Origin of the sequence: Pelomonas cellulosilytica (genome assembly GCF_021353265.1) — a bacterium.
GTDB classification, from domain to species: Bacteria; Pseudomonadota; Gammaproteobacteria; order Burkholderiales; family Burkholderiaceae_C; genus Pelomonas; species Pelomonas cellulosilytica.
This window is the reverse complement of sequence record NZ_JAJTWU010000006.1, coordinates 354,111-379,461: the sequence shown is the minus strand read 5'-3', so window position 1 is coordinate 379,461 and position 25,351 is coordinate 354,111. Positions and strand designations below refer to the sequence as shown.

At 69.8% G+C, this 25,351-nt stretch carries 18 protein-coding genes and 1 pseudogene; 9 read left to right on the top strand and 10 right to left on the bottom strand.

The window, feature by feature from the left end; genetic code table 11:
- Positions 1 to 125: 125 nt before the first annotated feature.
- The 7 genes from LXT13_RS17115 to LXT13_RS17085 all read left to right on the top strand — a co-directional run bounded on the left by LXT13_RS17115 (position 126) and on the right by LXT13_RS17085 (position 7,007).
- A complete protein-coding gene (locus LXT13_RS17115; protein ID WP_233373161.1) occupies positions 126 to 908 on the top strand; it encodes an AAC(3) family N-acetyltransferase in 783 nt (260 codons plus the stop codon).
- Positions 905 to 2,209 (top strand): DUF4910 domain-containing protein, encoded by a 1,305-nt coding sequence (locus tag LXT13_RS17110; RefSeq protein WP_233373160.1) that lies wholly within the window; start codon positions 905 to 907, stop codon positions 2,207 to 2,209. Before LXT13_RS17115 ends, LXT13_RS17110 begins: the two co-directional genes overlap by 4 nt.
- 88 nt (positions 2,210 to 2,297) lie before the next feature.
- Entirely contained in the window at positions 2,298 to 2,537 is a 240-nt protein-coding gene (locus LXT13_RS17105) for an acyl carrier protein (RefSeq protein ID WP_233373159.1), read from the top strand.
- A 4-nt stretch (positions 2,538 to 2,541) separates the two neighbouring features.
- Positions 2,542 to 3,300 carry an SDR family NAD(P)-dependent oxidoreductase gene (locus LXT13_RS17100; protein WP_233373158.1) on the top strand — a complete coding sequence of 253 codons (759 nt, stop codon included), beginning with the start codon at positions 2,542 to 2,544 and terminating at the stop codon, positions 3,298 to 3,300.
- Entirely contained in the window at positions 3,300 to 4,703 is a 1,404-nt protein-coding gene (locus LXT13_RS17095; RefSeq protein WP_233373157.1) for an AMP-binding protein, read from the top strand. Before LXT13_RS17100 ends, LXT13_RS17095 begins: the two co-directional genes overlap by 1 nt.
- A complete protein-coding gene (locus tag LXT13_RS17090) occupies positions 4,696 to 5,787 on the top strand; it encodes a LuxE/PaaK family acyltransferase (protein WP_233373156.1) in 1,092 nt (363 codons plus the stop codon). Before LXT13_RS17095 ends, LXT13_RS17090 begins: the two co-directional genes overlap by 8 nt.
- A gap of 5 nt (positions 5,788 to 5,792) precedes the next feature.
- Positions 5,793 to 7,007: an acyl-CoA reductase gene (locus tag LXT13_RS17085; RefSeq protein ID WP_233373155.1), complete on the top strand. Its 1,215-nt coding sequence runs from the start codon at positions 5,793 to 5,795 to the stop codon at positions 7,005 to 7,007.
- Positions 7,008 to 7,029: 22 nt separating this feature from the next.
- Here LXT13_RS17085 and pseI read toward each other — a convergent pair whose 3' ends face one another.
- From pseI to pseB, 7 genes are all read right to left on the bottom strand, one after another.
- The gene (pseI, locus tag LXT13_RS17080; RefSeq protein WP_233373154.1) at positions 7,030 to 8,073 is read right to left on the bottom strand and encodes a pseudaminic acid synthase; all 1,044 of its coding nucleotides are present in this window, start codon (positions 8,071 to 8,073) and stop codon (positions 7,030 to 7,032) included.
- Positions 8,074 to 8,159: 86 nt separating this feature from the next.
- A complete protein-coding gene (gene pseG, locus LXT13_RS17075) occupies positions 8,160 to 9,665 on the bottom strand; it encodes a UDP-2,4-diacetamido-2,4,6-trideoxy-beta-L-altropyranose hydrolase (protein ID WP_233373153.1) in 1,506 nt (501 codons plus the stop codon).
- A gap of 5 nt (positions 9,666 to 9,670) precedes the next feature.
- Positions 9,671 to 10,960, bottom strand: a complete 1,290-nt coding sequence (locus LXT13_RS17070; protein ID WP_233373152.1) for an aminotransferase class III-fold pyridoxal phosphate-dependent enzyme — start codon at positions 10,958 to 10,960, stop codon at positions 9,671 to 9,673.
- A 15-nt stretch (positions 10,961 to 10,975) separates the two neighbouring features.
- Positions 10,976 to 11,752 (bottom strand): cytidylyltransferase domain-containing protein, encoded by a 777-nt coding sequence (locus LXT13_RS17065; protein WP_233373151.1) that lies wholly within the window; start codon positions 11,750 to 11,752, stop codon positions 10,976 to 10,978.
- Entirely contained in the window at positions 11,749 to 12,621 is an 873-nt protein-coding gene (locus LXT13_RS17060; protein ID WP_233373150.1) for an aldo/keto reductase, read from the bottom strand. Before LXT13_RS17060 ends, LXT13_RS17065 begins: the two co-directional genes overlap by 4 nt.
- Before the next feature lies 1 nt (position 12,622).
- The gene (gene pseC / locus LXT13_RS17055) at positions 12,623 to 13,795 is read right to left on the bottom strand and encodes a UDP-4-amino-4,6-dideoxy-N-acetyl-beta-L-altrosamine transaminase (RefSeq protein ID WP_233373149.1); all 1,173 of its coding nucleotides are present in this window, start codon (positions 13,793 to 13,795) and stop codon (positions 12,623 to 12,625) included.
- A 2-nt stretch (positions 13,796 to 13,797) separates the two neighbouring features.
- Positions 13,798 to 14,799 carry a UDP-N-acetylglucosamine 4,6-dehydratase (inverting) gene (gene pseB / locus LXT13_RS17050; RefSeq protein ID WP_233373220.1) on the bottom strand — a complete coding sequence of 334 codons (1,002 nt, stop codon included), beginning with the start codon at positions 14,797 to 14,799 and terminating at the stop codon, positions 13,798 to 13,800.
- 222 nt (positions 14,800 to 15,021) lie between these two features.
- Here pseB and LXT13_RS17045 point away from each other — a divergent pair, with 222 nt between their 5' ends.
- Both LXT13_RS17045 and LXT13_RS17040 read left to right on the top strand, forming a co-directional pair.
- A complete protein-coding gene (locus tag LXT13_RS17045) occupies positions 15,022 to 15,966 on the top strand; it encodes a WxcM-like domain-containing protein (RefSeq protein WP_233373148.1) in 945 nt (314 codons plus the stop codon).
- On the top strand, positions 15,923 to 17,065 hold the full coding sequence (locus LXT13_RS17040; protein ID WP_233373147.1) for a DegT/DnrJ/EryC1/StrS family aminotransferase: 1,143 nt from the start codon (positions 15,923 to 15,925) through the stop codon (positions 17,063 to 17,065). The genes LXT13_RS17045 and LXT13_RS17040 overlap by 44 nt, the downstream gene beginning before the upstream one ends.
- On the opposite strand, the gene LXT13_RS28695 is transcribed toward LXT13_RS17040, so the two are convergent.
- From LXT13_RS28695 to LXT13_RS17020, 3 genes and pseudogenes are all read right to left on the bottom strand, one after another.
- On the bottom strand, positions 17,062 to 17,553 hold the full coding sequence (locus LXT13_RS28695) for an acyltransferase (protein ID WP_304622820.1): 492 nt from the start codon (positions 17,551 to 17,553) through the stop codon (positions 17,062 to 17,064). The two genes, LXT13_RS17040 and LXT13_RS28695, sit on opposite strands and share 4 nt — an antisense overlap.
- 2 nt (positions 17,554 to 17,555) lie before the next feature.
- Positions 17,556 to 22,808, bottom strand: a complete 5,253-nt coding sequence (locus LXT13_RS17025; RefSeq protein WP_233373146.1) for a hypothetical protein — start codon at positions 22,806 to 22,808, stop codon at positions 17,556 to 17,558.
- 157 nt (positions 22,809 to 22,965) lie between these two features.
- Positions 22,966 to 25,351 (bottom strand): annotated as a pseudogene (locus LXT13_RS17020) (heme utilization protein); the annotation flags it as partial.

Here is a 25,351-nt window from a genome sequence, read left to right as displayed (position 1 = left end):
CCTGGATCTGAAAAGCGCGGCTCCAGGCCACCAGTTGGCGCGAGAAGCGCATTGGCGCGCGGGCAGTTCACCGCTTCACTGCGGGCTCCCGCATGCCAACATGCAGGGATCACGACGGAGGGGTCATGGAATTGTCAGAAGCCGCGCAGGCGTGGCGGGGCTGCGGGATCGAGGCGGGCGACAGCCTGCTGCTGCACAGCGACAGCCTGCGCTGGTCGGTGGGGCGGCGCCGCGCCGGTCTGCCGTGGTCAGCCGAGGCGCTGCTGGACAGCCTGCTGGAAGCGGTGAGCCCCGGCGGCACGCTGCTGCTGCCGCTGTTCAACTTCGATTTTGCGGCCGGCAAGCCGTTCGACATGCGCAGCACGCCCTCCCACATGGGCGCGCTGACGGAGGCGGCGCGCAGGCATCCGCAGGCCGTGCGGACGGGCCACCCCATCTATTCCTTCGCGGTGATTGGCGCGCATGCGCCAGCCGTGCGCGGGCTCGACAACTTCAGCGGCTACGGTGCGGACTCTCCTTTCGCCCTGCTGCGCGAGTGGGACGGCAAGGTCGGCGTGCTGGACTTGAGCGACCAGGCCAGCATGACCTATCACCATCATGTCGAGGAGATGTGCGCGGCGCCGTGGCGCTATCACAAGGTGTTCGAGGGCGATTACACCGACGCCTTGGGCACCACGTGTCGCAAGCGCTACGGGCTGTATGTGCGTGACCTGGCCGCCGGTGTGCAGACGTGGGTGGAGCCGATGGGCGAGCGGCTGTGGGCACAGGGCCTGTGGCAGGGGTGCCGGCCCATGCAGGGCGCGGGCCTGCGCTGGGTGCGGGCGCGTGCGCTGTTCGACGAAGTGGCCGGCGTCATCCGACGCGGTGAGGCCGAGAACCTGTTGTACCGGATCGGAGAGAAGGCATGAGCGACCTTGCACTGGGCCAGGAGATGCATGACCTGTGCCGCGACCTGTTCCCGATCTGCCGCTCGCTGACGGGTGAGGGATTCCGTCAGTCCCTGCGGATGCTGCAGGCGCGGTTCGAACCGCTGGCGATGCACGAGGTACCCAGTGGCACGCCGGCATTCGACTGGACCGTGCCGCTGGAATGGAACCCGCGAGCGGCGTGGATCGAGACGCCGGACGGCCGGCGCATCTGTGATTTCGCCACCCACAACCTGCATCTGCTGGGCTACTCGGAGGCGGTCGATGCCGAGCTGTCGCTGGAAGACCTGCAGCCCCACCTCCATTCGCTGCCGGAGCAGCCGGACGCCATTCCGTACGTCACGTCCTACTACAGCCGCCGCTGGGGGTTCTGCATGCGCCACCGCGAGCGCGAGGCGCTACAGCCGGGACGCTACCGCGTGCATGTGGACGCCACGCTGGCCCCCGGCGTGCTGAACTACGGCGATGCGCTCATCCCGGGCGACTCGCCGCAGGAAGTGCTGATCTCGACCTACCTGTGCCATCCGTCGATGGCCAACAACGAGCTCAGCGGGCCGGTCGTCAGCCTGTACCTCGCGCGCTGGCTCGCCGCGCTGCCGCGGCGGCGGTACAGCTATCGGCTGGTCATCGTGCCCGAGACGATCGGTGCCATCGTCTATCTGAGCCGGCACCTCGCGAAGCTGCGCGAGCGGGTCGTGGCGGGCTATGTCGTCACCTGCGTGGGTGACGAGCGGGCGCATTCCTTCCTGCCATCGCGCCGCGGCGGAACGCTGGCCGATCGTGCGGCGCTGCATGTGCTGGGCCACCTCGCGCCTGGCTTTGCCAGCTACAGCTTTCTGGACCGCGGCAGTGACGAGCGCCAGTACTGCAGCCCGGGTGCGGACCTGCCGGTGGCGTCGATGATGCGCACTAAGTATGGTTGCTATCCCGAGTACCACACGTCACTGGATGACCTGCAACTCGTCACGCCAGCGGGGCTGGCCGGGGGCTTCGAGGCGCTGCAGCGTGCGATCGAGTGCATCGAGATGGACGAGGTCCTGCAGGCCCGCCAGCCCTGCGAGCCTCAGCTTGGCAAGCGCGGGCTGTACCCGACGCTTAGCACGAAAGAGTCCGGCCGCCAGGTGCAGGCGATGATGGACCTGCTGGCCTACTGCGACGGCAGCGAGAGTCTGCTGCAGGTGGCCGACCGCATCGGTCAGCCGCTGTGGACGTTGCGGCCGACGATCGAAGCCTTGAAGCAGCACGGCCTGCTGGACGTGGTGGCCGGTGATCTCTGGCGCTGAACCGGCGCTATTCCGGCGCTGGCGCAGTACAAGGCTGGCTATATTGGCTGCTGGCGCCCCGCGCCTTTTTCATTCACGGAACATGCCCATGAGCAACCAGGATCTGCTTCGCAACGCTTTCGTCACCGTGCTGGGTCTGCCCCCGGAACAGGTCAGCGACGAGCTGACCTACGGCAGCGTGGCACAGTGGGATTCGGTGGCGCACATGTCGCTGATCACGGAGCTGGAGGAGGTCTTCGGCGTCATGCTCGAGACCGAGGACATCATCGGCTTGAGCTCCATGGTCGAGGCCAGGCGCATCCTGTCCAAGTACGGCGTCGCGTTCTGAAGCCATGGCGCTGCACATCGGGCTGAATGGCAAGGTGGCGGTCGTCACCGGGGCGGGCAGCGGCATCGGCCGTGCCTGCGCACTGGCGCTGGCCAGCGCGGGCGCCGCCGTCGTGCTGGCGGGTCGCCGCGAGGCCGCGCTGGCAGAGACGGCCACCGCCATCGCGGCGTTGCCTGATGCGCCGGCCACGCTGGTGCAGGTCTGCGACGTGGCCGACCCGCAGGCCGTGCGCGACCTGTTCCAGACCGTGTTCAAGCAGTTCAAGCGGCTGGACGTGCTGGTGGCCAACGCCGGTGTCATGGACGATGCGCTGATCGGCATGGTCACGCCCGACCTGATCGAGCGCGTGTTCGCCACGAACACCCACGGCCTGCTGTATTGCAGCCAGTACGCGAGCCGGTTGATGGCGCGTAGCGGCGGCGGCAGCATCGTCGCGCTGGGGTCCATCGTCGGCCAGCAGGGCTTTGCCGGGCAGTCGGTCTATGCCGGAGCGAAGGCCGCCGTCGTCGGCGTGGCGCGCTCGCTGGCCAAGGAACTGGCCGCGCAGCAGATCCGCGTGAACGTGGTGGCGCCCGGATTCATCGAGACCGCGCTGACCGCGGCGCTGCCGCCGGAGCGGCGCAGTGCGGCTGTGTCGTCGGTGGCGCTGGGCCGGGCCGGCCTTCCCGAGGACGTGGCCGACGCCGTGCTCTTCCTGGCAAGCGACATGTCCCGCTACGTGACCGGCCAGGTGCTGGGCATCGACGGCGGCATGAGGCTGTGATGCCCTGGGCCCGCGCGCCGTACTGGGAGCTGGAACGGTTCGGCGAGGGCCTGGCTGTCCGTGACGAGCGGTCACAGTCGCTGACCTACCGCGAACTGGCGGCGCTCGCCGATGCCGCCGCGGCCGTGCTGCGCCCTGCCCAGGTCTTCGGCCTGAGCTGCGCCAACACGCGTGCCGGCCTGGCGCTCTATCTTGGCGCCTTGCGCCGCGGCGCCGTGCCGTTGATGCTGGACGGCGCGCTGGCGGCACCGGCCCGCGCGGCGCTGCTCGCTGCCTATGGCGTCGGTGCCTGTTTCGATGCTGCCACCGCGGCGTGGACCGGCGATCCGGCCACCGCCGCCACGCCGCCCGTGCATGACATGCTGGGCCTGCTGCTGTCGACGTCGGGCAGCACCGCGTCGCCCAAGCTCGTGCGGCTGTCGCGCGACAACCTCGCTGCCAATGCCGGCAGCATCGCCGCCTATCTGGGTCTGGGTCCGCAAGAGGTGGCCATCACGACGCTGCCCATGCACTACTCCTTCGGTCTGTCGATCGTCAACAGCCATCTGGGTTGCGGCGCGCGTGTCGTGCTGACGGAGGACACCGCGGCGCAGGCGGCGTTCTGGCAGCGCATGCGCGACGAGTCGGTCACGAGCCTGTCGGGCGTGCCCACGCTGTGGCGGCTGTTGCGGCGGCTGCGCTTCGAGCGCATGGCCTTGCCGGCACTGCGCACGCTGACGCAGGCCGGCGGTCGGCTCGAGCCTGATGAGATTGCCGCGTTGGCCGCGGACGCCAGCGCCGCCGGGCGGCGCCTGTTCGTCATGTACGGTCAGACCGAGGCGACGGCGCGCATCGCCTATGTGCCGCCCGCGCAGCTGCAGCACAAGGCCGGCAGCATCGGCATCGCCATCCCTGGTGGCGAGCTGGGTGTGCTGGCGGCCAACGGCCAGCTGGCGCCGGAGGGACCAGCCGACGGCGAGCTGGTGTACCGCGGCCCGAACGTCATGCTGGGCTATGCCGAGACCCCGGCCGACCTGCTGCGCGGGGCCGAGGTGGACTGGCTGCGCACCGGCGACCTGGCCCGCCGCGACGCCGACGGCTTCCACTGGATCACCGGCCGGCTCAAGCGCTTCGTGAAGCTGTTCGGCCACCGCATCAATCTGGACGAGGTCGAGGCCGGCCTGCGTGCGCGCGGCCTGCAGGCCGCCGTGGTGGGGCGCGACGACCGGCTGCAGCTGGCGGTCGTGGGGCAGGGCGCCGATGCCTGCCAGGCGCTGGCGCGTGAGTTGGCCGCCGAGCTGCGCTGCACGCACCAGGCGGTGCAGGTCTGGCCGGTAGACGCGCTGCCGCTGGGCAGCAACGGCAAGCCGCTGTATGCGCGACTGCAGGCGCTGCTGGACGAGCGCGAGGCCGCCCATGCTTGAGTCCGACGAGTTCCTCTCCTGGCCGGTGTACGACGCCGAACGGGCGCTCAAGCGCTCGCGGCTTGAGCCGGCGCTGCAGGCACTGACTCGCCATCACGCGGCGGCCTGCGCCGACTATGGCCGCCTGCTGGCCGCCTACGGCATCGCGCCCGACGCGCCGATGACGCTGGAGCAGCTTCCCTTCGTGCCGGTGCGGCTGTTCAAGCACCGGCTGCTGTCCAGCGTGTCGCCCGAGCAGGTGTTTAAGACGCTGACGTCGTCGGGCACCACCGGCCAGGCGCCATCGCGCATCGTGCTGGACAAGCTCACCGCGCAGCGCCAGACCACGGCCCTGGCGCGCATCATGCAGAACTTCCTCGGCCCTGCGCGGTTGCCGATGCTGATCGTCGACCACCCCGGCGTCATCAAAGACCGGCACAGTTTCTCGGCGCGCGGCGCCGGCATCCTGGGGCTGTCCAATCTCGGCCGGCAGCATGTCTATGCGCTGCGCGACGACATGAGTCTGGACCTGGAGGCGCTGCGCGCCTTTGCCGAGCGTCACCGCGGGCAGCCCAAGCTGGCCTTCGGCTTCACCTTTATGGTCTGGCAGCACTTCGCGCAGGCGCTGCGGGCGGCCGGCGAGCGGGTCGACCTGTCGGGCCTGGTGCTCATCCACAGCGGCGGCTGGAAGAAGCTGGTCGACCAAGCTGTCGACAACGCCACCTTCAAGGCCCGCCTGCGTGACCTGCTCGGCGACGTGCGCATCCACAACTTCTACGGCATGGTCGAGCAGGTCGGCTCCGTGTTCGTCGAATGCGAGCAGGGCTACCTGCACGCACCGGCCTTTGCCGACGTGCTGGTGCGTGACGCGACCGACTGGTCGGTGCTGCCGCCCGGCCGGGAGGGACTGCTGCAGGTGCTGTCCTGCCTGCCGCACAGCTATCCCGGCCACAGCCTGCTGACCGAGGATCGCGGTGTGCTGCTGGGCGAGGATGACTGCCCGTGCGGGCGCCGCGGCCGCTACTTCCATGTGCACGGCCGCCTGCCGCGCGCCGAGCTGCGTGGCTGCAGCGACACGCAACCCGGCCTGGCTGCCCAGGCGTGATGAAGATGTCCGAACCCGAAGTGCTGCTGCCGACAGGCGGCCGTCTTGAAGACCTGGCCGCGGCCGGCAACCTGCCCGTGTTCGGCGAGCCGCAGCTGGCGTTTGCCGCTGCGCTGGCGCGTGCGTTGACGCAGTCGGCCGACGCGCGGGCCCATCCGGAGCTGGTGGCCCTCGGCTTCTGGCTGCGACCAGCGCACCTGCGGGCGCTGGTCGACCGGCAGCGTGCCCGCGTCGAGGGCGCTTGGTTGCAGCCACGCGGCCTGTGCTTCCACGTCGCGCCGGGCAATGTGGACACCATCTTCGTGTACTCGTGGATGCTGTCGCTGCTGTGCGGCAACCGCAGTGTGATCCGGCTGTCTTCCCGCGACAGCGAGCAGACGCGCTGTTTGCTGGCGCAACTGGCGGCGCTGCTGGCGCTGCCTGAATGGGCCGAGATCGCCAGCCGCGTGATGGTGCTGCGTTATGGCCACGACGAGGCCATCAGCGCCCAGCTCAGCGCAGCGTGCGACATGCGCATCATCTGGGGCGGAGATACGGCCGTGCGCGCGTTGCGGGCGCTGCCGCTGCCGCCCACGGCGACCGAGCTGTGCTTCCCCGACAAGTTCTCTGTCGCCGTGCTGGACATCGCCGCCGTGGCCGCGCTGGACGACACCGCGCTGGCGCAGTTGGCGCACCGTTTCACGGCCGACGCCTACAGCTTCGGCCAGATGGCCTGCTCGTCGCCGCGCCTCGTGCTGTGGCACGGTGGGCCCGCGGCCGCGCGGGCGGTCGCGGCGCGCTTCTGGCCGGCGGTGGAACGGCGCGTCGCCGACTTCGCCCACGGGCTGGAGGCGGCGGATGCGATGAACAAGCGTGTCGCCGTGGACCTGCTCGCGATGGAGCGGCCCGGCGTGCACGTGCTGCCGGCGACGCGCAGCGAGGTGCAGCGCGTGTGGCTGGATGCGCCCGCGGTGCTGCCCGAGGCGCATTGCGGAGGCGGTCTGTTCCACGAGGCGAGCTTCGAGCAGTTCGCGCAGCTGGCGCCGTTGTGGAGCCGGCGCGTGCAGACCGTGTCGCAGTTCGGGCTCGGCGCCGAACGCTGGCAGGCCTGGCTGGCCGAAGGCCCGGTCGGCGGCATCGATCGCATCGTGCCGGTCGGCCGGGCGTTGGATTTCGACCCGGTCTGGGATGGTCAGGACCTGTGGACGGCGTTCACGCGCCGCATTGGCTGGGTCGCCTGAGCACCGCCACGCGGGCGGGCCGTCAGGCCAGGCAATCCCAGTTCACGGCCGTGCCGGGTTCGAGATCGCGGCTGGCGCGGCGGCCCAGCACGAGGTCGTAGAACTTGGGTGGCAGGCCAAAGCCGGGCCGCACGATGCGGACGTTGGCCGGCGTCAGCGGCTCGCCGGCCTTGACGGCGGCCGAGATGTACAGCGATCGGCGATAGGCGCGCGACTTCTCCTCAGCGGCTGTGCCGCCGTAGGCGACGCGCCCCAGCCCTTGCCAGGCCCGCTCGGTCTCCACGCGCAACAGCTTGAACTCCTCGGGCTCCAGCGAGAACGCCGAGTCCACGCCGCCGTCGGCACGCCGCAGTGTGAAGTGCTTCTCGATCAGTGTGGCGCCCATCGCGACGGCCGCGATGGCGACGCCCACGCCCATCGTGTGGTCCGACAGGCCCACTTCACAACCGAAGGTCTCGCGCAGGTTCGGGAGGGTTCGCACATGCGTGTTCTCGGGCGTGGCCGGGTAGGTGCTCGTGCACTTGAGCAGGATCAGCGGGCCGGCGCCGGCGGCTCGCGCGGTGCGCACGGCCTCGTCGATCTCGGCCACGGTGGCCATGCCGGTGGACATGATCATCGGCTTGCCGGTACCGGCCACCTTGCGGATCAGCGGCAGGTCGGTCAGCTCGAACGACGCGATCTTGTACGCCGGGACGTTCAGGCTCTCGAGGAAGTCCACCGCCGTGTCGTCGAACGGCGTGCTGAAGCAGTGCATCCCGAGCGCTGCGGCGCGCGCCATGATGGGCGCGTGCCAGTCCCACGGCGTGTGCGCCTCGGCGTAGAGGTCGTGCAGGTGGCGCCCGGCCCACAGGCTGTTCTTGTCCTGCACGACGAAGTCGGGCGCGTCCACCTTCAACGTCATCGTGTCGGCCGTGTAAGTCTGCAGCTTGATGGCGTCGGCACCGGCGGCGGCGGCTGCGTCGACGATCTGCAGCGCGCGCTCCAGCGACTGGTTGTGGTTGCCGGACATCTCGGCGATGAGGTAGGGGCGCTGCTGGGCGTTGACGGGGCGCTCGGCGATGTGCATGGCGGCAGGCAAGGTGTGGAGGGACTGCCTGCGATGCTCGCACAGCCGCGGCGCCACGGCCCGCGGAACAGCCGGGTGCTTCCGGGTCAGCCCAGCGGCTTGATCCAGTGGCCATCGCGCTGCGGCCGGTAGCCGCCCGCCTCGAACAGCCGCTTCGAGGCGGTGTTGCCGGCCAGCACCTCGGCATGCACCTGCAGGGGCCCCTCGGCCTCGCGCAGGGCCAGCTCGCCCGCCCGCAGCAGCAGCCCGCCCAGGCCCAGGCCGTGCAGCTGCGGCAGCAGGTACAGCGACACCTCCCAGGCGGCCGTCGGTTGTGCGTCCAGCGGGTCGAAGCGGATTACGCCGACGTCCAGCGCGCCGATCGACGCAATGGACAACCGGTTGCGGCCGGCGTCTAGCAGGCGCTGCAGCCATTGGCGGTGTGACGCCAGCGGGATCTCGCCCTGCTGGCGCGACACGGCCCGCGTGGCCGCGTGATTGCGCCAGCGCCACAGCGCCTCGGCGTCGGCCATGGTGGCAGCGCGCAGCGTGGGCAGGCAGCCGGCCTGTGACAGCAGGGCCAGCGCGACGCGCCGGGCGCCCCAGCCGTCGACCAGCGCCGCGGCGCTCGCGCTGAGCCGGCGGCGCAGGCCGGCGTCGGCCAGCAGTGGGCGCAGCGCGGTGGCGACGCCCGCGGGCGTCAAGTCGTTCGCCCCCACCGTCGCGCCCTGGGCGACCAGCGCCGGGATGACGGCGCGCTGGTTGTCGGCCACGCACAGCGTCAGGCTAGGCACGCCCACGGCGCAGCGCTCCCAGGCGCCGCCGCCGCCGGCGCCCACCAGCAGGTCCTGGCGTGCGTAGAAGCCGGCGAGGTCGGGCAAGTCCAGCGTCAGCGTCGCGCGGCCGTCGGCGGCCACGGCGGCCTGCAGCGCGGCGAGCGACGGGGCGGCCGACGTAGTGACGATGTCGATGTGGCCTTCAAAGCCCGCGGCGCGGCATCCGGCAAGCACCGTGGCGCTGGCGGCGCGCGGGTCCGTGCCGCCCATGAAGATGCCCACGCGCTGCACGGCCTCGCGGACGTCGAAGGCCGGCAGATCGGCATACGCGGGTCCCAGCAGCGCGTGGCGCGGGCCACACAGCCAGCGCGACGGTTCGAGGCGCAGCACGGCGGCATAGCGCTCGCGGTGCGTGCCGGAGGGCAGGAGGTTGTGGTCGATCAGTGCGTCCGCAGCCAGCGGCCGGTCGGCGAGGTCGTCGATGACGGCGAGCCGGCAGTGCAGGGCGTCGCGCAGCGCGTCGTGCCAACGGGCGTCCAGGCCGTAGTGGTCCGCCACCACCCAGGCGGGTGGCGCGCCGTTCAGTGCGGAGATGCTGGCGCGGGCATCGGCGTCTGCGTCCGTAAGCTGGCCGGGTTCATGCACCGGCGGCAGCGGCAGCCGCACCGCGGTGAACCCGGCGGCGCGCACGCGGGCCGCGGCTTCCACGTCGCTGTCGCGCAGCAGGAAGCTGGTCGTCGCGCCAGCCGCCGCGAGCGCCTGTGCCAGCGACAGCGAACGCAGCACGTGGCCCAGCCCGATGCGGCTGGAGGCGTCGCACCGGAAGGCGACGTGCATTGCCGTTACCGCACCTTGAACAGCGGCACCAGTGGCTCGCAGCGCAGCAGCGCCCGCACGCGGCCGGCGCTGGCGGCCTCGCCGACCAGCGGCAGGATCTCGCCGTAGACGGCCAGCACGCGCTCGATGTCGGCGTCGGTGTGGGCGTTACTCAGATTGAAGGTGCCCAGGCCCAGCACGCCGCGCTCGTGCAACTCCTGCGCGATCAGCGTCTTCATTTCGAACAGCGCGGCGCCGCGCGCCTCCTTCACGTTCAGGAAGGTCCAGCTCGGGTGGCCGCTGACACTGAACAGGTCGCTCAGCGCGTGTTGTTCGATCAGCGCGTTCAGGCCGGCCTGCAGCCGCTCGCCCTTGGCGCGGATACCGGCCAGCACCGGTTCGCGTTGCAGCTTGGTCAGCGTGGCCTTGGCAGCGGCCAGGGACAGCGCCTCGCCGCCGAAAGTGAAGGAGAAGAAGATCTCCTCCATCAGCTGCATGACGTCGGCGCGGCCGACGATGGCGGACACCGGATAGCCGTTGGCCAGGCCCTTGCCGAAGGTGGCGAGATCCGGCGTCACGCCGAACAGCGCCTGTGCGCCGCCGTTGGCGAAGCGGAAGCCGGTGATGGTTTCGTCAAACACCAGCAGCGCGCCGTGCCGGTGGGCCAGCGCCTTGGCGCCCTCCAGGAAGCCGGGCTGCGGCGGTGCGACATTCATCGGCTCCAGGATGACGGCGGCGATCTGGCCGGGGAAGTCGGCGAACACCTTCTCCAGCGACGCGAGGTCGTTGTAGGCGAAGGCGTGCGTCAGGTCCCGCGTGGCCTGCGGCACGCCACGGTGGCGGGCCGTGCTGCCGATGTACCAGTCCTGCCAGCCGTGGTATCCGCAGACGGCGACATGGTCGCGCCCGGTGAACGCGCGGGCGAGGCGGATCGCGCCCGACGTCGCGTCCGAGCCGTTCTTGCCGAAGCGCACCTTCTCGGCGCAGGGCACCATCTCGCAGATCAGCTCGGCGACTTCGGTCTCCAGCCGGTGCGGCAGGCTGAAGATGACGCCGGAGTCCTGCAGCTGCTGCGTGACGGCGGCGTTCACGTCGGGGTCCTGGTAGCCCAGCGTCACCGAGCACAGGCTCATGATCATGTCCAGGTACTCGTTGCCGTCCACGTCCCAGGCGCGCGCGCCCTGGGCGCGTTCGATGAAGAACGGCGACACACCCTTGGGGTACTGCGTGCGGCTCTTGCTGAAGGTCTGGCTGCCGAGCGGGATGACGCGCTCGGCGCGGGCCAGCATCTCTTCGGAGGTCTTGAAACTGCGCATGGCGGGGCTTTCTGTTCAGGAGATCGGTGTGTCGGCTTGCAGGCTCTTCAGCAGGCCTTCGTTGCGCTGGTGCAGGTTGGCGTGGGCCAGCTGCGGCTGTTCGCTCACCACGCGCAGCAGGTCGAACAGGTCGGCCTGCAGAGGGTCGCCGCCGCGGGCGGCGATGGCGGCGACGAGGGCTTGCACCAGCGCCAGGTCGTCAGCGTGGTCGACGGTCCAGCGCAGCGCCGACAAGTCGGCCACGGCGCGCAGGTGGTTGAGCCTGAAACGTTCGGGGTGGTTGCGGATGAACAGCGTCACATGCTCGCGCTCGCTCTGCAGCCGGGCGTCCGTGGCCGAGGCCAGCAGCGCCGCGCGGGTGCAGACCTCCACGTCCAGCCCGTCGGGGAAGCTGGCCGGGTCGGCGTTGGTGCAGTAGTCCAGCCGTTCGGATTGCGCCTGCGAGATGACGCGGTCGACGATGGCTGGGTCGATCAGCGGGCAGTCGCCTGTCAGGCGCACGACCCAGTCGGCGGCGCGGGGCTCGACGGCGCCGACAAAGCGCGCCAGCACGTCGTCCAGCGGGCCGCGGTGGACGGTGTAGCCTGCTGCGGCGACGGCGTCGGCCAGCGGGTCGTCACTCGCGTCTGTGCTGGTGGCCAGCACGATCTCGTCGATGCGTGTGGTGCGCCTCACCCGGGCCAGCATGAACAGGATCATGGGCATGCCGTGCAGTGGCATCAGCACCTTGCCCGGCAGGCGGGAGCTGGACAGGCGCGCCTGCACGACGGCCAGCGTTCTCGGTGGGGTCATGTCTTGGACCAGAGTCGGGGGTCGTAGGCCTGCGGGTCGCTGCAGGCGAGTTCGGGCCAGCGCAGCGGCGTCGCCCGCGCCCAGGCGGCGTTGACCTCCTGCCATTGCGCCAGCGTCTCTATGCCGACGACGCAAGCCTGTGTGTTGGGCAGCGCCTTGACGACGCCCAGCGCCGCGGTCGCGCCGTCCAGCGCGGCGCTGTGGCAGCGGTCCTGCCAGCGCCGCAGCGCCGCGGCTGCAGCCGGCACCCGCTCGGCGCCGCGCCCGGGCGACAGCAGCAGGCCTTGCAGGAAGGCCGAGCGCACATGCAGCGCCACGCCCGCCAGCCGGGCCGCCTGGGCGGCATCGGCCAGCGTGTCGTGCAGGCGCTGGTCTAGCGCGTTGGCGGGCAGCTGGGCCAGCCGGATGTCCAGCCGCTCGCACAGCGTCAGCAGTTCCTCGGGGCCGTAACAGGAGACGCCCGCCAGCACGTCGCGCCCCGCCAGCGCGGTCAGCGCCGCATCCCACAAGGCGGGGCCGTCGTCAGCCAGCAGGTCGGCCGCGCTGTGGAACATCAGTGCATGCAGCCGGCTACCGAGGCGGTCGATAGACGCGGCGACGCTGTCGCGCACCGCGGCGATGCGCGCCTCGCTGCCTACGACGGCGCCCAGCGGCCGCACCTTGCTGACGACCTTGAAGGCGTGGCTGCCGCATAGGCCTGCCAGCCGCTGCTCGATGTCGCCATAGGCAGCGGCGGTGTCCAGCGTGCGCACGCCCTGCTGCCAGGCGGCGTCCAGGATGGCGGCAGCCATGGCGTCGTCCACGCGCTGACCGCTGCCCACGACGCCGTAGGCCAGGCCGAACTGCACGGTGCCAATGGCGAGCTCCATGTCAGCCTCGCAGCAACGGCCGCAGCGTGTCCGCCACGCGGTGCTGGTCGGCCTCGGTCATGGCCGGAAACAGCGGTAGCGAGATTGTGCGAGCGTAGTAGTCCTCGGCGGCGGGGAAGTCGCCGGGGTTGAATCCCAGCGCCCGGTAGTAGGGCTGGGTGTGGATGGGGATGTAGTGCACCTGTACGCCGATGCCGGCGGCCCGCAGGCCCTCGAACACGGTCTTCCGGCTGGTCACGGCCAGAGCGGTGTCATCGAGTTCGACGGCATAGAGGTGCCAGGCCGACTGCGCACCTTCGCGCCGCGGCGGTAGACGCAGCGGCAGGTTGGCCAGGATGCGGTCATAGCGGCAGGCCAGCGCCTCGCGGCGGGCCTGCATGTCGGGCAATCGGCGAAGCTGCGAGCGGCCTAGCGCGGCTTGCAGCTCGGTCATGCGGTAGTTGTAGCCGAGCATCTGCTGCTCGTAGCTCCATGGGCCGTCGGGCGCGGCCAGCATGTCGGCGGCCTCGCGAACCATGCCGTGTGAGCGCAGCCGCTGCAGCCGCGTAGCCATGACCGCGTCGCGCGTGGTGACCATGCCACCCTCAGCGGTCGTCAGCACCTTCACTGCGTGGAAGCTGAACACGCTGAGGTCGGCCCAGTTGGCGCCCATGGGTGTGCCGTGCAGCGTGGCGCCGGTGGCATGCGAGGCGTCCTGCAGCAGCTTGAAGCCGTGGCGGTCGGCCAGTGTGCGCAGCGCCGGCCAGTCGCAGGGTAGGCCAGCGAAGTCGACCGGGATGACGACCTGCGGCAGCAGCCCGATGCGCTGCGCGGCCTCCAGCTTGGCGGACAGGGCCGGCAGGCTGATTTGGCGGGTGGCCGGGTCGATGTCGACGAAGTCGACGTCGGCCCCGCAGTAGCGGGCGCAGTTGGCCGAGGCGAGGAAGCTGTTAGTGCAGGTCCACACGCGGCTGCCAGGGCCGACGCCCAGCGCCAGGCAGGCGATGTGCAGCGCCTGTGTCGCATTGCCGACGGCGATGGCGTGCGGCAGCCGATGGAAGGCTGCGAACTCGGCTTCGAATGCGGGCAGTTCCTGGCCTTGCGTCAGGAAGTCGGAGCGCAGCACAGCCGTGACGGCGGCGATGTCCGCCTCGCTGATGTCTTGCCGGCTGTAGGGCAGGGAGCGGCTGGTCATCGTCAGAGTCGCGCTTCCGGCATGTGGGTACGGATCAGGTCGCGCAGCTGTGCCACCGTCAGGAAGTCGGGATTGCTGCCGCTGTCATAGGCAAAGCCGGCCGGCACGCGTACGGCGCGGGTCGCCTGGCAGTACTGGTCGATGTCCGCGCTGGCCGGCAGGATGGCGTAGTACTGTCCCAGGTCCACGGTCTGGAAGCTGTCGCCGGCGGTGATCATTTCCTCGTGGATCTTCTCGCCCGGGCGCACGCCGACGATCTCCTGGCGGCAGTCCGGCGCCACGGCGGTGGCCACATCGGTGATGCGGTAGGACGGGATCTTGGGCACGTAGATCTCGCCGCCCTGCGCGTTCTGCAGCGCCCACAGCACCATCTCGACGCCGTCCTGCAGCGAGATGTTGAAGCGCGTCATGCGCGGGTCGGTGATGGGCAGCACGCCGCTGCCGCGCTTGTCCAGGAAGAACGGGATCACCGAACCCCGGCTGCCCATCACGTTGCCGTAGCGCACGACGGAGTACTTCGTCTTGCGCTTGCCGCGGATGTTGTTAGCTGCGATGAAGAGCTTGTCGGAGCACAGCTTGGTCGCGCCGTACAGGTTGATGGGCGCGGCTGCCTTGTCGGTGGACAGCGCGACAACCTGCTCCACCTCGTTGTCCATGCAGCCCTCGATGAGGTTTTGCGCGCCGAGGATGTTGGTCTTGATGCACTCGAACGGGTTGTACTCGGCGGCCGGCACCTGCTTCAGCGCGGCGGCGTGGATGACGATGTCGATGCCCTCCAGCGCACGGCGCACGCGGCTCTCATCGCGCACGTCGCCCAGGAAGTAGCGAATCATCGGGAACTCCCGCTCGCCGAAGCGCTGCGCCATCTCGAACTGCTTGAGCTCGTCGCGCGAGAACACGACCACCCGCCTCACGTCCGGGTAGCGCTTGAAGACCGTGTCGACGAACGCCTTGCCGAAGGAGCCGGTGGCGCCGGTGATGAGGATGGACTTGCCGTTGAGCATGGTGAAGGCGCCCTGTGAGACGTGGATGAACGAGGACAAGAAATGCTGCCGACGACTTTCCCAGGACTTGAGGGCCGGCATCCGGCGAAAAGTGACAGACTGGCCCTGCATTTTGCGACTGCGCCGCGCCGCGTGCCGCCTTGGCATGCCGCGACGGGATGCCGGGTGAATCCCTGCGATCTCGATGTATCGATGGCCGCCCCGAGCTGTTAGCGTTCGAGCATGACGACAGCACCTCCCTTCATCCACGACCGCGCGTTGGTGGAGAGCCCGCACATCGGCGCGGGCAGCCGCGTCTGGGCTTTCGCGCACATCCTGCCCGGCGCCCGCATCGGGCGAGATGCCAACATCTGCGATCACGTCTTCATCGAGAACCATGTGCAGCTGGGCGACCGCGTGACGGTCAAGTGCGGCGTGCAGCTGTGGGACGGCGTACAGGTGGACGACGACGTCTTCATCGGTCCCAACGTCACCTTCTCCAACGACCCGTTCCCGCGCAGCAAGCAGCGCCCGGAGGCGCCGGCCCGCACCTGGGTGCGCAAGGGCGCCAGCATCGGCGCCAACGCCACCATCCGCCCGGGGCTGACGATCGGTGCCGGCGCGATGGTGCAGGACGGCGCCGTCGTCACGCGCGACGTGCCGCCGAACGCCATCGTGGCGGGCAATCCGGCGCATGTCGTGGGCTATGCGGACACCGGCGTGCGCCCCGCCGAGCCGGCACGCCGCGCCAGCGCGGACGACCTGGCGCTGCAGGTGCCCGGAGCCGCGCTCGTCAGGCTGCCCAAGGTCATCGACATGCGCGGCTCGCTCACCGTCGGCCAGGTCGACGCGCAGCTGCCGTTCACGCCCGAGCGCTTCTTCCTCGTCTACGACGTGCCGAGCCGCGAGGTGCGCGGCGAGCATGCCCACAAGGCCTGCCACCAGTTCCTGGTCTGCGTGAAGGGCAGCCTCAGCGTCGTGCTGGACGATGGCCGGCTGCGCGACGAGGTGCTGCTGGACAGCCCGCTGTTGGGCCTGCACATCCCGCCGATGGTCTGGGGCATCCAGTACCGCTTCAGCGCCGATGCGGTGCTGCTGGTGCTGGCCTCCGACCCCTACGACCCTGCCGACTACATCCGCAGCTATGACGACTACCTCGCCGCTGTCACCGCGGACCGCCGCGGCTGACGCGCCCATCCCCTTCCTGGACCTGCAGCCGGTCTACCGCGCCGCGCAGGCAGCCATTGATGCCGCCTTGCTGCGCGTGGCCGGCAGCGGCTGGTTCCTGCTTGGCGAGGAGCTGAAGGCTTTCGAGCGCGCCTACGCGGCCAGCGTCGGCGCCGCGGACTGCGCCGGCGTGGCCAACGGGTTGGACGCGCTGGCGCTGGCGCTGCAGGCGCTGGGCGTGGAGCCGGGCGACGAGGTCATCGTGCCGTCCAACACCTACATCGCCACGTGGCTGTCCGTCAGCCAGTGCGGCGCGACGCCGGTGCCGGTGGAACCCGACCCGCAGACCTACAACCTCGACCCGGTGCGTATCGCCGCGGCCATCACGCCGCGCACGCGGGCGCTGCTGCCGGTGCACCTCTACGGCCTGCCGGCCGACATGGATGCCATCAACGCGGTGGCGGCCGCGCACGGCCTGAAGGTGCTGGACGACTGCGCGCAAGCGCATGCCGCCATCTACAAGGGCCGCGCGGTCGGCAGCCTGGCGGACCTGTCGGCCTGGAGTTTCTACCCCGGCAAGAACCTGGGCGCGATGGGTGATGGCGGTGGCGTGACCGGCGACGACCCGGCGCTGATGGCCCAGCTGCGCGTGCTGCGCAACTACGGTTCCAAGGTCAAGTACCACAACGAGGTCAAGGGCCGGAACTCGCGGCTGGATGAGATCCAGGCCGCCGTGCTGGCGGCCAAGCTGCCGCTGCTGCAGGCGCAGACCGAGGAGCGCCGCGGGCTGGCTGCCATGCTGCTGGATGGCCTGGCCGGCGCTCCGCTGCAACTGCCGGTCGTGCCCCAAGGATTGGACTCAGCCTGGCACCTGTTCGTCGTCCAGCATGACGACCGGGACCGGTTGCAGGCCGAGCTGGCCCGGCAGGGTATCGGCACGCTGATTCACTACCCGGTGCCGCCGCACCGGCAGCCGGCATACGCGGAGCTGGACTACGGCGACGGTGACTTTCCCATCAGCGAGGCGATGCACCGGCGCGTGCTGAGCCTGCCGTTGTGGCCCGGCATGACGACGGCGCAGGTGGAGCGTGTGATCCGCGCCGTGCGCGCGGCGGCTTAGTCGCGGTCCGGCACCGGCCCGCGCGAGCGCGCCGGGTTACCCACCCACAGCTCGCCCGCCGGCACGTCACGCGTGACGACACTGCCGGCGCCGATCAACGCACCGGCGCCGATGCGCACGCCGCCGAGGATCGTCGCGTTGGCACCGATGGAGGCGCCGCGCTCGATGATGGTCTGCTGGAACGCGGCCGGCCGCTGGCGCGAACGGGGCAGGCGGTCGTTGGTGAAGCTGGCATTGGGGCCGATGAAGACGTCGTCCTCCACCCTCAGGCCGTCCCACAGCTGCACGCCCGACTTCAGCGTGACGCGGTCCCCGACGACGACATCGTTCTCCACCAGCACCTGCGCATTGATGTTGCAGTCGGCGCCGATTCGCGCACCGGGCAGGATCACGCAGAACTGCCAGATCCGCGTGCGCAGCCCGATATGGGGGCTCTGCACGTCGGATAGCGGATGGATCTGGGGAGCGTCGTGCGCAGCGGCGGCCATGGTCAGATGAGCGGAGTCAGGGCCGCATCATCGTCCAGGTGCCGTTCCTTCCACGCGAGCCGGTGCAGCGCCGCGACAGCGTCCGGGTCGCTGCCTTCGGCCGGCTTGGGGGCTGTCGCTGCTGCGGTGTCCTGGCTGCCCAGCAGGTCCACGGCCGGCGGGCTCAGCAGTTCGGCGGCCGCCGGCAGCGGGGCCGGCGCGGCCGCCTGCTTGGCGAACCAGACATCGGCCATGTCGTGCTGCTGGCCGTCGGCCGTGGTGTAGCTGGACGTCAGCCCGAGCAGGTTGCCTTGGTTGAGCTGGCTGCCGCCTTGCGCGTGCAGGTCCAGCGACACGATGTTCAGCTCGCTCAGGCGCTTGAGCTCTCCGGCGTCGGTGATGCCGTCGTGGTTGGAATCCACCCACACCTGCAGCTGCCGGAATGCGGCATCGGCCATGCTGAGGTGGCCGTCGTGGTTGTCGTCCAGCGCCAGCAGCGCCGCGTAGCCGTTGCCGGCACGCTGGCCGTTGGCTAGCACGGTGCCGGAGCCGAACAGCTCCTGGCCGCCGTCGATGAGGCCGTTGCCGTTGAGGTCGCGCACCAGCAGGCCATCGCCGCCGCCCACCCAGCCCCATTGCTGGGCATTGCCAGTGCCGTTCAGATCGAACTGCACGCCCTGGGCGGCCGAGCGCGTCTGGATGCCGTGGCCGTCGAGGTCCAGCACGACGGGGGTCGCCGCGAACAGCGAATCGACCTGGCCGCCGCTCATCGCGCCGATCTGCTCGCTGCTGAAGGCATGGACCTGCGCCATGGACAGGCCACGCAGGTCGGCGCTGTCCAGGCCGTGGATCTGCTCGGTCAGGAAGGACGCGATCTGCGCCGTCGACAGCGCGCGGATCTGCACGGACGTCATGGCCGACAAGTCTTCAGTCTCGAAGGCCTGCATCTGTTCGGTCGAGAAGCTGGCCAGCGCGCGGGTGCTGAACGAGGCGACCTGGGACGTCGTGAACGCGGCGATGTCGTCGCTGCCCATGGTATGGAACTGCGCGGAGCTCAGGGCCTGGATCTGCAGCGTGCTGAACGCGCCGATCTGGTCGCTGTGCAGCGCGCTGAACTGCTCCGTCGACAGCGACCGCAGCGACGCGGTGTTCCACATCGCGATGTCGGTCGTCTCTATGGCACCCAACTGTTCGGTCGTCAGCACCTTAACCTGCCGGGTGCTGAAGGCGTTGAGCTGGTCGGCATTGATATCGGCGATTGTCTCGGTCGTCAGCGCGACGATCTGCCGCGTGTTGATCGCGGCGACCTGCGCGGTCTGCCAGAGCTGCAGGTCCGCGCCGCTGAGCAGGGCGATGTTCTCTGTGGACAGCTTGTCGATCTGGCCGGGCGACAGCACGGACAGCTGCGCGGTGCTGAGGGCGTCGAAGGCCTCGGTGCTCATGGAGTTCAGCGCGACGGTCGACAGCGCCGCGATCTGGCCCGTGCTCAGCGCGGCGGCCTGCGCGCCGTTGAAGGTGGCGATCTGGGCCGACGTCATGCCGTTCAGCGCCGCCGTGCTCAGCGCGGCCACGTGCACGTCGTCCAGCCCGGCCAGGTCTTCCGTACTCAGGCCGCGCACCTGTGCGCTGCTCAGCTGGTTCAGCAGCGAGGTGCCCAGCATCGTGATCTGCTCGGTGCTCAACAGGCTGAGCTGGGCCGATGTGAGGCTGCGGAACTGCGCCGTGGTGACGGCTCCGAGTTCGTCCGCGGTCAGCAGCGTCAGCTGCTCGCTGGTCAGCGCGCGGATCTGGGCGGTGCTCAGCCCGGCGATCTGCTGGGTGCTGAGATTGGGAATCACGTCGGTCGTGAGGCCCGTGATGCCAGCCGTCGACATCAACTGCAGCTGCTGCGAGCCCATCTGCTGCAGCTGCCCAAGCGTGAGGGCACCCGCCTGCGCGGACGTGAGCGACTGCATTGCCGCGCTACTCAGACCTTGCAGGGCGTCGGCCGACAGCGCGGTGAAGTCCTCGGTCGTCAGGGCACGCACCTGCACGCTGCTCAGCGCCGCCACCTGCTGGCTCGCCAGCGCGGCGATCTGTTCGGTCTGCAGCCACCCGATGGCCTGGGTGCTCCAGCCGCGGATGGCCGTGCTGCCGATGGCCGACATGTCCACCGCCTCCAGGGCGCCAACCTGCGCCTGGCTCAGCCAACCGAGCTGGCGGCTGCTGAACGACGCCCATTGCCAGTCGGCCAAGGCGACGATGTCCTCGGTCTCCAGACCGTGGATCTGCTCGCTGCCCAGCGCCGCGATCTGGCGTGACGACAAGGACGCGATCTGGTTGCTGTCCAGCAGGCTGATCTGCTCGCTGCTGAAGGAACGCAATGACTGCGTGGAGATTTGCGCCACCTGTTCAGCCGTGATGCCCAGCAGTTGCGCAGTGCTCATGCTGCGCAGCTGCTCAGAGCCGAAGGCGCCGAACTGCGCCGCGCTGATGGCCCCGATCTCGTCGCTGCCGATGGCCTGGATCTGCGCCGAGCCAAGCGCTGCCAGCTGGGTGCTCTTCAGCTGCGACAGCTCGGTCTGCCCGAAGGCGGCGAACTGCTCGCTGGTCAGCGAACGCAGGGCCGCCGTTGACAGCGCCCCCAGGTCGTCCGCGACGATGGCCATGACCTGTTCGCTGCTCAGCAGCGCCAGCTGTCTGGTGGACAGCACCGCCACCTGCTGGCTGCTCAACGCCGTCAGTTGGTCGGGGTTCAGTGCGGCAATCTGCTCGCCGCCGAGTGCCTGGAGGCCCTTCGACCCGATGGCGACGAGGTCTTCGGCCTCCATCTGGGCGAGCTGCGCCGTGGACAGGGCGGCCAACTGCTTGCCGGTCAGCGCGGCGGCCTGGGCGGTGGTCAACGCGAACACCGCGTCGGTGGCGAGGTAGCTCAGCTGGCGAGTGCCCAGCGCGGCGAGCTGGGCCGGCGTCAGCGTGCTGAGCTGGCCGGGGTCGATGTTGCGCAGATGGCCCGGGGCGAGTCCCTGGATGGCGGCCGTGCCGATGGCGCGCAGCGCCTCCGCGGACAGTGACGGGAACTCGTCGGTGCCGATCTCAGCGATTTGGCGCGACGTCAGCGCCGCGAGCTGGCGCGATCCCATGACGGACCACTGGTCTGCGGTGAGGTCGCGCACCTGCTCCGCGCTCAGCGCGCGCAGCGTCGCGGTACTTAGCGCGAGGATGCGGTCGGCGCTGATCTGATCCCAGCGGTCCGCGGCCAAGCCGCCGATCTGCTTTGACGACAAGGCCGACCATTGCGACGTGCCGAGCACGTTGAGCTGGTCGTTGCTCAGCAGGCCCAGCTGGGCTGAAGACAGGCTGGCGACCTGCGCGGTGCCGAGCAGGTTCAGCTGCTGCTCCGTCAGGCTCTGCAGCTGGCGGGCCTGCAGGCCACGGATAGCGCCAGTGCCCAGTGCCGCGAAGGCCTCGGTGCTGAGGATGGCCAGCTGCTGCGTCGTGAGGCCGCCGACCTGCGCGGAAGTCAGCGATGCCGTCTGCGCTGTCGAGATGGCCTGCACCAGCTTGTCGTCCAGCGCGGCCAACTGGGCAGGCGTGATCGCCTTGAAGGTGCCGGACGACAGCGCGGCGAAGTCGTCGGTCTGCAGCGCCGCGATCTGGCCGCCTCCCAGCGACGCGAACTGCTTGGACGTCAGCGAGGCGAACTGCAGCGTGTTGAGAGTGGTCAGCTGGTCGGTTGCCAGTCCCTGGATCTGTGCGCTCGTCAGCGAGCGCACCTGGTTGGTTGTGAGGGCGTCCAGCTGCTCGGTGGTCAGCGTGTTCAGCAGCGAAGGCGAGATCGACTGCAGCGCCTTGGTGCCGATGGCCTGCAGGTCGACGTTCTCGACGGCGCGCAGCTGCTCGGTGCCCAGGCCGTTGAGCTGCACCGACGTCATCGTCGAGACCTGGGCCGTCGTCAGCGCCTGGATCTGGTCGCTGGCGAACGCACCGAGCAGGTTGCCCTTGAGGCCCTTGACGGCGCCGGTGTTGATGGCGGCGACGTCATCCAGCTCGATGGCCGAAACCTGCTTGGTGGTCAGGCCCGCAACCTGCGCCGAGCTGAGAACCTGGAACTGATGCGTGCCGAGCGCCACGATCTCGTGGGTCTCGAAGGCGGCGATCTGCTTGGACGTGAGGGCGGCGATCTGTCGCGTGTTCAGCGCGCCAACCTGCTCGTCGCTGAAGCTGCTGACGACCTCGTTGCGCAACCCGCGGATGGCGCTGGTCGACAGTGCGCCGAGCGCATCGGCGGACAGGCCCGCGAGCTGCTGGCTGGTCAGTCCCGCGGACTGCGCGGAGGTCAGCGCTGCGAACTGCCGCGACTCCAGCCCCTGCAGCTGCTCGGCGCCCAGCGAGGCGATCTGCGAGGACGTGAAGCTGGACAAGCCGCGGCTGCCCATGGCAGCCAGGTCCTCGCCGGACAGCGTGGCGATCTGCGCACTGCCCAGCGCGCGGATCTGCACGCTGGTCAGGCCCTGCAACTGATCGGCGGTCAGCGCGTCCAGCCCGGCCGTGCCCAGCGCGTTCATCTGGCTGGCGCCCAGCGCGCCGATCTGCGCCGGGCTGAGCTGCTGGAGCAGCTCCGGCGCCAGGCTGGCCAGCGTGGCTGACGGAATAGCGCGGATCGCGGCCGTCGACAGGCTGGAGAAGACATCGGGCGACAGCACGGCCAGTTGCTCGGCCGTCAGGCCGGCGCCCTGGCTGCCGCTGAAGGAGGCCACCTGGCTGGCGGTCAGGCCCTGGACCTGTTCCACGCTCAGCGCGTGCACCTGAGTGGCCGTCAGGGCCGCCACCGCCTTGGGCCCCAGGGCTGCCAGCTCCTCGGGCAGCAGCGCGGCCATCAGCGTCGTACTGAGCGACTTGACCTGCGCGGCGCTGAGCTGGGCCACCTGGTCCACGCCCAGCGCGCCGAACTGGTCCGCCGACATCGCAGCCAGCTGCTTAGGTTGCAGCGCGGTCACCTGCCCCGGCGTCAGTGCGGCGAAATCCTCCGCCGGCATCGCAGCCAGCTGCGCCGTGGACAAGGCCTTGATGACCGCCGTGCTGAGCACCTGCAGGTCGTCCACGGGGAAAGCCGTCATCAATGCCGCTGGCAGCTTGCCGAAGGCGGTGGGTTTGATCGCCGCGACCTGCTCGACGGTCAGCGCCTGGATGTGTGCCGGCGTGAACGTGGCCCACACGTTGGGGCTCAGCGACGCGATCTCTTTCGTCGTGAGCTGGGACAGCTGCTCGGGAGTGGGCGTGGTGACGGTCGCCATGGCGGGACGCCCTCAGGGCGGATCACAGGTATGTAGTGGCGCTCGGCCGCAGCTTGCAGGCAACAGGTGCCGCAGGCCGTAGTCGTGGCTGCGCCAATTGGAGCAAAGCCGGAGGCGTCCTGACGGGCGCCCCCGGCCCCAACCGTGACCTTTTCGATCAGATCAGCGGCGGCTGACGGTTCAGTTCATCCTCCTCCAGGGACTTAGGCTTGACGGTCAGCAGCGGGTCCAGGTGCGGCGTGGGTGCCGTCACGAGATTGGCCGCCGTGGCGCCGGGCAGGTTCAACTCGCTCGGCCCGGCCAGCACGTCGCTGAGCTGCAGCTGCGTGTGGGTCTCGTTGCTGGGCGTCGCGGCCGCCGTGTCGTGCGCCGGGCCTTGGGTGCTGGCGCCGGCACTCGCGTCACGGCTGAACCACACGTCCGCCATCTGGTGCTGGCTGCCGTCGGCCGTCTGATAGCTGCCCACCAGACCGATGAGGTTGCCGTGGTCCGTCGCCGTCGAGCTGTTGGCGTGCAGGCTGAGGTTGGTGATGCCCAGGTCCGTCAGGCTCTTCAGCTCGCCGGCGCCGGTCACGCCGTCGTGGTTCTTGTCGACCCACACCTGCAGCTGCTTCCAGGCGGCGTCGCTGGCATCCAGCTTGCCGTCGTGGTTGCTGTCCAGATCGGCCATCGCGGCGTAGCCATCCTTGGCGCGGGTGCCGTCGGACAGCACAGTGCCCTCGCCGAACAGCTCCTTGCCATTGTTGATCTGGCCATCCTGGTTGATGTCGCGGACCAGCAGGCCGTCGTTGCCGCCGACCCAGCCCCACTTCTGCCACACGCCCTGGCCCAGCAGGTCGTAGCTGACACCGTCGGCTGCCGCCGTCGTGGTCACGCCGTCGCCGTCGAGATCCAGCACGACGGGTGAGACCTGGGCCGGGATCAGCGCGTTCAGCTGGTCGCTGTGCATCGCGTGAATCGCTTCCGTGGCGAAGGCCGAGGCCTGGGCCATGGACAGCTTGCCGAGGTCGGAGGCATCCAGGCCGACGACCTGGTCGCTGCCGATCGCATGCAGCTGCTCGGTGGAGAGCGACACCACCTGGGCCGAGGTCAGGGCCTTGAAGTCCTCGCTGGCGAAGGCGCGCAGCTGTTCGGTGCTGAAGCCGTGGACCGCCTGCGTGCTGAAGGCCATGAAGTCGGCGCTGTCGAACGCGGCGATGCCGTCGGTGGCAATCGCATGCACCTGCTCGGAGCCGAGCGCGTTGAGCTGCGCGGTGGACATCGCGGTCAGGTGCTCGGTGCCGAACCCGGCGAACTGGTCGCTCGTGAAGCCGCGCAGTTGCTGCGTGCTCATTGCGACGATGTCGGCGGTTTCGAAGGCGCGCACCTGGTCGGTCGTCAGGCCAGCGAGCTGCTGGGTCGTCAGCACGGAGACCTGGCTGGTGCCGAGGGCCACGATCTGATCGGTGCCCAGGGCGGCCAGGTCGCTCGACCCGAAGCCGCGCAGCGCTGCCGTGCTGATCTTGGCGATGTCCTCCGTCTCGATGATGTGCACCTGCTCGGTGGCCAGCGCCGCCAGCTGGCCGGAGCTGAACACGCGGAACTGCTCGGTCGTCACCGCCACCAGGTCGGCCGTCTCCATGCCGGCCATCTGGCCGGTGGTGAGACTGCTCACCTGGGTGGTGGTCAGCGCAGCGATCTGGTCGGTGCCGAGCGCGTTGAACTGCTCGGTGGACAGCGAGCGCAGCTGCGTCGTGGTCAGAGCACGCAGGTCATCGGTGCTCATCGCGCCAATCTGGTCCGTGCCCAGGCCTTTGAGCTGTTGCGTCGTCAGTGACTGGACCTGCGCGGTGCCCAGCGCCTTGACCTGGTCGGACGTGAAGGCTCCGATGTGGTCGGACGTGATGCCCAGCAGAGCTGCGGTACCGATCTGACCCAGGTCAGCCGTCTCCAGCGCGACGAGCTGGTCGGTGCCCAGGGCGCCGATCTGGGACGACGTGAGCACCTTGAACTGGTCGGTGTTCATCGCCCGCAGGTCGGCCGTCTCCAGGCCGTTCATCTGCGCGGTCGTCAGGCTGCCGATCTGGGTGGTCGTGAACGCAGCGATCTGGTCGGTCCCCAGCGCATTGAGCTGGTCGGTGGCCAGCGCCCGGATCTGGGCGGTCGTCAACGCGCGCAGGTCGTCGGTGCTCAGCGCCGTCATCTGGTCTGTCGCCAGTCCCTTGATCTGCTGGGTGGTCAGCGACTGGATCTGGGCCGTGCCGAGCGCCTTGATCTGATCGGTCAGCAGCGCGTCGATGTGATCGGACGTGATCCCACGCAGCGCCGCCGTGCTGAGCTGGGCGACATCCGCCGTCTCCAGGATGGACAGCTGGTCAGTGCCGAGCGCGCCGATCTGGCCGGAGCTCAACACCTTGAACTGGTCGGTGCCCAGCGCCACGAGGTCGGCCGTCTCCATGCCCGTCATCTGGGCGTTGGTGAGGCTGGAGACCTGGGCGGTGGTCAGCGCGCCGATCTGGTCGGAGGTCAGCGCGTTGAGTTGGTCGGTGGCGAAGGCACGGATC